This is a genomic window from Anaerotignum sp., from assembly GCF_030625865.1.
GTDB lineage: Bacteria > Bacillota > Clostridia > Lachnospirales > Anaerotignaceae > Chakrabartyella.
In genome coordinates this window covers 72,714-79,100 of sequence record NZ_DAOUQB010000007.1, presented here as the reverse complement: position 1 = coordinate 79,100, position 6,387 = coordinate 72,714, and the positions used below count along the sequence as shown (strand labels likewise).

4 protein-coding genes, 1 tRNA gene and 1 pseudogene are annotated in these 6,387 nt (G+C 40.4%); 2 read left to right on the top strand and 4 right to left on the bottom strand.

Annotated features, from left to right (window positions below):
• Positions 1–192 (top strand): annotated as a pseudogene (locus tag P9Q65_RS03585) (hypothetical protein); the annotation flags it as partial.
• 80 nt (positions 193–272) lie between these two features.
• Here the strand turns inward: P9Q65_RS03585 and P9Q65_RS03580 are convergent.
• The 4 genes from P9Q65_RS03580 to P9Q65_RS03565 all read right to left on the bottom strand — a co-directional run bounded on the left by P9Q65_RS03580 (position 273) and on the right by P9Q65_RS03565 (position 4,855).
• Positions 273–2,000 carry a phospho-sugar mutase gene (locus P9Q65_RS03580; protein WP_304507872.1) on the bottom strand — a complete coding sequence of 576 codons (1,728 nt, stop codon included), beginning with the start codon at positions 1,998–2,000 and terminating at the stop codon, positions 273–275.
• A gap of 15 nt (positions 2,001–2,015) precedes the next feature.
• Positions 2,016–3,440 carry a PEGA domain-containing protein gene (locus P9Q65_RS03575; protein ID WP_304507871.1) on the bottom strand — a complete coding sequence of 475 codons (1,425 nt, stop codon included), beginning with the start codon at positions 3,438–3,440 and terminating at the stop codon, positions 2,016–2,018.
• Positions 3,441–3,630: 190 nt separating this feature from the next.
• On the bottom strand, positions 3,631–4,617 hold the full coding sequence (locus P9Q65_RS03570; protein WP_304507870.1) for a hypothetical protein: 987 nt from the start codon (positions 4,615–4,617) through the stop codon (positions 3,631–3,633).
• 165 nt (positions 4,618–4,782) lie between these two features.
• Positions 4,783–4,855: transfer RNA gene (locus P9Q65_RS03565), tRNA-Lys, on the bottom strand.
• A gap of 270 nt (positions 4,856–5,125) precedes the next feature.
• Here P9Q65_RS03565 and P9Q65_RS03560 point away from each other — a divergent pair.
• Complete coding sequence (locus P9Q65_RS03560; protein ID WP_304507869.1) at positions 5,126–6,331, top strand: CCA tRNA nucleotidyltransferase; 1,206 nt, start codon at positions 5,126–5,128, stop codon at positions 6,329–6,331.
• The last annotated feature ends 56 nt before the right edge of the window (positions 6,332–6,387 follow it).

Sequence of the window (6,387 nt, the reverse complement as noted above, 5' to 3'; positions counted from 1 at the left end):
ATGGTCTTTATCTGGAAATACCTCATAAGACCAATGGGTGGTGCTTGGAATATTTATGAATTATTGCCCGCATTTTTAATTTCCATGGCAGCTATCATCATTGTAAGCCTTTTGACAAAGGCACCGGAAAAAGAAATCACTGATGAATTCGATCGTGTTAAAGCAATCTATTTATCCAGCAAAAAAAATTAAGCTAAATTACGTTTATAAGAAAAGCCATGATAATATTATTTTTATCATGGCTTTTCTTTTTCTAAATTAAATTCAATTTATTAGATTGAAGCTATTTTCTCTTCTATATCTTTCTCTACTGCCGATAATTTTTCTCTTGAAGCTGCAAGATTCTCCCCCTTGACTCCAATATAGAATTTCAGCTTGGGTTCTGTCCCGGAGGGGCGCACACAAAGCCAAGTACCATCCTCTAAGGTATAATACAACACATCCGATGGTGGTAATGTGCTTTTTTCCACCTCTTCCGTTTTCAAATTTCTGAAAATTTGTGTTTTATAATCTCTTGCCCAAACCACAGCTTTTCCAGCAAAGGCTTTGGGCGCTGTTTCCCGTAGGGTGGTCATGATTTTTTGTATACGTTCTACCCCATCCAACCCCTTAAGGGTAATGGCCTTCACACCATCCAAATAGTATCCATATTTTTCATACAGCTTTTGCATTGCTTGAAACAACGTCATACCGTTTCTCTTGTAATACGCAGCCATTTCGCATAGAAGCAATGTAGACACCACTGCATCCTTATCTCTGGCATAAGTTCCTGCCAAATAACCATAGCTTTCTTCAAAGCCAAAAATAAAAGTATGGGCACCTGTTTCTTCAAATTTCTTAATTTTTTCGCCAATAAACTTAAACCCCGTTAAAACTTCCATTTTCTCTACACCAAAATGATCACAAATGGGCTGAATCAATTCTGTACTCACAATGGTTTTAATCACAACGCCATTGTCAGGTAACGCACCCTTTCGTGCCTTTTGACACAATATATAGTCTGTCAGCAGTGCACCTACCATATTCCCTGTTAAAACAACATATTCCCCTTGTTCATTTTTCACCATTGCCCCTACACGGTCGCAATCCGGGTCTGTTCCCACAATAATATCCCCGTTTTTCTCTTCCGAAAGCTTCTTAGCTAAAGTAAATACGTTTGGATCTTCAGGGTTGGGGTAACCTACTGTAGTAAAATCAGGGTCAGGGTTTTCCTGCTTGGCAACCACAAATACCTTGTTGTATCCTGCCTTTTCCAAAACACGGCGTACCGGCAAATTCCCCGAGCCATGAATGGGCGTATAAACAACAGAAAGATCATTACCCATCACTTCTGTAATTTCAGGGCAAATGCGCTGGGCCAAAACCTGCTCATCATACAGGTTATCAACTTCCTCACCAATCATATGATAAAGCCCATTTGCTTCAGCTTTGTCTCGTTCCATTCTCTGAATCTGACCGTATTCCGTTACCCCATTTACTTCGTCAATAATTCCTTTATCCCGAGGTGACACTACCTGTGCACCGTCTGCCCAATATACCTTGTATCCATTATACTCAGGGGGGTTATGGCTTGCGGTAATCACAATTCCTGCCGTGCAGCCCAAATATCTGACGGCAAAGGAAAGCATAGGCGTAGGGCGTAACGAGGGATACACAAAAGCCGGAATCCCATTTGCTGCCAAAACCAAGCCTGCAATCTCTGCAAACTCCGGAGACATCCTCCGGGAATCATAAGCAATAGCAACACCTTTTTTTTCTGTGCCTTCTTTTTTAATATAATTCGCCAGTCCTTGGGTGGCTTTTCCCACGGTATAAGTGTTCAGTCGGTTACTCCCCGCACCGATAATTCCACGCAATCCACCTGTTCCAAATTCCAGTTCCTTATAAAAACGTTCCTTGATTTCTTTTTCATCTGCGGCAATCAGGCGTAATTCCGCCTTTGTCTTCTCATCAATAGAAGGATCCTCCAGCCATTGATGGTATCTACTCATATGATCCATACTCCCCGCCTCCTCTTATTCCTTATCCAATTCAACATTTATATGGGTGGTACTGCTACTTACTGTAAAGGTAGTAGAAAACGGCTGATATCCACTCTTTTCAACCTCCAGGCTATAGCTTCCGTAAGGCAGGTTTAATTCTGTGGGTGCAGTACCCATCTCCTTACCATCAATATAAAGCTTTGCCCCTTCAATATCTGCATCAATAAAAACAGTGCCAAATTGTATATCTCTTTGTAAGTTTGCTTCAATTGATAGGGTGTCCGTACTCAAAACAATATGTTGACTCCACTCGTTATATCCATTTTTCAGAATCACGATATCATATTCTCCCAACGGCAACACCGAGGGCACCGTACTATCAACCAAAGTACCGTTGATATACAGCTTATAATCCGTCACATTCGCATTAATAATTAAAACACCCACTTTTTCCTGTGCTTTGGAAAGGTCATATTCATAGACTTCTCCTGTTTCAACAAAAATGCTGTCTGTTCTTTTTTCGATATTATCCCCTGAGACAGTAATGGTGTGCGTTCCTTCTTTCACAGCAATACGCTCTAACTGAGATAAAGGAACCCCTTCTTCTTCATCCAGTTGGAACACACCATTTATAATGTTTTCTTTATTTTCTATAGAAATATATCCATGATACTCCGCTACATCAACGGACCAAACAATATCATCATAACTTTTTAAAATCAATACATCACAGGCTTCTAGTTCATTGGCATGAATCTCATCCTGATTATACAAAAACATAGCCTGCTCACCGTATTTAAACTTCTTTCCTTCTCCCAGAAGTTGTTTAGCGGTAGTATCTGCTGTAAGTCCCGTTTCTTGGAAGGCTTTTATGTCTCCCCCCAAATTTACGCTTAATACATGCTTTTCATCTTTTCCAAGCCCCACCATAATAAGATCACCCGTATGAAATTCAATCTCGGGGGTAACTTGTCCCTGGGCATCGGTAACAACTGTTTCTTCCGTAATGATAATACTCTTCTTTAAATTCTCTTTAATATCATAAACAATTAATTCGCCCCCCGCCAACGTACCCTGAATCAACACAGGCTCTTGCTCTAAGGCTAATCCCTGATGAATGTTCCCTGAAAAAAATATCCCTCGCACAATGGCAAAACAAGCAATGGCCACAACCATGGCTGCTGTAGTAATGATCGTCACCGTCCTTTTATTAAAAAAAGGCTCGTCCCCATTTTCAGCAGACGAATCCCCCCCATTGCTTGAAGGGCTATTAGGGACACTCTCTTCGGGAGACTGATCGAATTTTTCAGATTCAAAGGCATCCAAAAACGCGTCTTTATCCCCCAAATCATCCTCTTGTGGGTCTTTTTCCAGCTTCTTCATTTCCTTATTTATATTATCTAATCGAATGGTTTCATCAAATTCGTGATTATCTTTTTCGAAATGATAGTCCTTCATGTTTTTCTCCTCCTTCGGGGAATTTTCAGACGTACCTAAAATACATTTTATACGTTTCCCCTATAAGTTGCAAGAAAAATTCATAAAGCCCACTCTCAAAACCCTTTGAAAATCGAGAAAAAATGAAAAGCCCTTTTTCTATTATATTTTTTTCATCGAAAAAGGACCTTTTGTTTTTCCCTACACATAATCAGCCTTCCTGAATAAAGTCAAATAATTCTTTTGCTTTCCTCTCATCCTCTGCCGCCAGTGCCAAACGTTCCTGCATGGCAGGAGACACACAAGCTCTTCTTTTGTTGTAATATTCATTAATCAACCGCATAAATTTTTCAGGATAGATTGTCAGTGCCCGCAATAAAACTTTTTCATTTTCTTCCAGTGGGTTGTATTTCTGATAAGCCTCAAGCATTTGGATAACTCCGCCTTTCGCCCCATCGGTTTTTTTCATATATCGTTTTAGATATGCCGCCAAGTCCAGTAAGGAAATATCACTGCTACAACCCTCAAAGCCACTAACATACAATTTCCCGGCATCCCCAATTCTCAGGTTCTCTCCCTTGAAGCTATGATGACAAAAAGCCCCCTCTTTTTCTGCCTTCTCAATTAATGTAGGATAATCTGCCTCTTGCAAAAGTGCTTCTGCCTGCATCGTCTGTTCCATATATGTATGATAATTATCCAGTACCAACAAATCAATGGCATCATAGCCGCCTTGACGTTGAATACGACGCTTGATTTTCGCAAGCTCCACCTTTCTTTTAGAGAATTGCACCGGAAGACGTTCTTTGTCCCATAGAACAAAATTACTCGTTAAACCCTTTGCACAAAAATGCATTCTGCCCAAAGTTTCCGCCCCTTTGATAAAAGCCTCTTTTCCATCCTCCTCTAATGGCATAGCTGGCAAAAGTTCCTCCAAAACATATATCGTCCCATCCTTGACAAAACAAGGCTGCCCCTCCATGGTATTGTAAAACCTGCTAATATCAGTAAATCCATTGTGATAGAGACATTCCTTTACATCATGGGCATAACGAATGCTATTCATCCGTTCCCTTGCCTTCTTTAATTCTCTGAGCCCTTTGTCCGTCTTGCAGACAAGACCTGTTCGAGTGCGTGTTCCGCTGTAAAAACGCAGACCATAGCCCTCCCACAATACTTTTTCGTGTATGTCCTCCATATCCATTCCCCCTGCCGATTACGGACAAAACATTTCTGTACCATTCTATGGAGAAACTGCCCAAAATATCCGTAAAAAAAGAAAAACTCCCAAAATTAGGGAGTAAAAAGAGCAAAAAAAAAGCAGAACAACCTAGAATTCCTCTAAGCCACTCTGCTTCGAAAATGCGCCCTCAGAGACTCGAACTCTGGACCCACTGATTAAGAGTCAGTTGCTCTACCAACTGAGCTAAGGGCGCGTATTGTTGACTGCAAAAAATATATTAGCACTACTTGCTCTGTTTGTCAACCAATTTCCTAATATTTTTTTAAATTTACTAATATTTTATTACATTGGTTTATAATTTGACTTTTTTCAACAATTCAGAAAAATCTGCGGTGGCTTTCCTTTGTAATTACAAAATTTATGTTATAATATTTTAACATAAAAAGTTCCATTCTCGGTTCTTAGCATTTTAAAATCCATCTTTTTTAAAAGACGAAAGAAAAAACACCAAAGGAGAATGATTATGCGTTCAAATACATTACCCGAAGACGTTTTATATATTTTAAACACCTTAAATCAAGGGGGCTATGAAGCCTATATTGTGGGTGGGTGTGTTAGGGATACCATTTTAAATACCACCCCAAAAGATTGGGATATTACCACATCAGCCCAACCGGAAGAAACGAAAAAACTTTTTTCCCATACCTTTGACACAGGAATTCAGCACGGTACCGTGACTGTAGTTCTAAACCATACCAATTATGAAGTAACTACCTATCGTGTGGAAGGCAACTATGAAGACTGCCGCCACCCCAGCAGTGTTTCCTTTACAAATAACCTTAGGGAGGATTTATTACGCCGTGACTTCACCATGAACGCTATCGCCTATCACCCCAAAAATGGTTATCAGGATCCTTTTCGCGGAATGGAGGATATTCAGAGAAAAACCATTCGTGGTGTAGGTGAGGCAGCTCTGCGTTTTCAAGAGGATGCCCTGCGTATGCTGCGTTGTGTGCGGTTTGCGGCGCAATTGGGCTTTTCCGTTGAAAATGAAACCTACCAGGCTCTTTGCGAAAATAAAGAACGAATCCAGAAAATCAGTGTAGAACGAATCCACGATGAAATGGAAAAGCTGTGGCTTTGCCAATATGATGAAAAAATGTCCCTCCTTTGGGAAAGCGGCTTATTAAAGGCGATTGACCCCCTCCTATCCGCTCGAATCGTAGAAAGAGGGAACGCTTTTCTCCCCCAATTACGCAATTTACCAAAAGATCCTATACTGCGTTGGACAATGGTTTTACAGGATTATTCTCCACAAGAAGCAAAAACATTCTTAAAAAAATTTAAGTTTGACAATGATAGTCTAAAACGAATTTGCCTTTTGTTAGAAAACCTAGCCCATGAACTTCCTACACAAGGGTATCCTTTGCGGACTTTGGCAGGAAAACTGGGTGTTGATGCAATACAACAGCTTCTTCTGCTGCAAGAAATTTTACATCCAACCTCACCTTTTGCCGAGACTGCCCAATGCCTTAATGAAATCCTCACTAGAGGGGACTGTCTAACCCTAAAGGAACTGGCTGTGGATGGGCAAATGCTCATGGAATTGGGGATACCCAAAGGCAAAGCAATCGGGAATCTTTTGGCAGCACTTCTTAATTTGGTGCACCAAAATCCCCAATGGAACCAAACGCAGTTTTTGCTTGAAAAAGCTAAAGATTTGATGTGAGGCATCAAAAATTTTTTTATCTTATTCAATCCCAGCAAAGTGAAAATGAACGAATT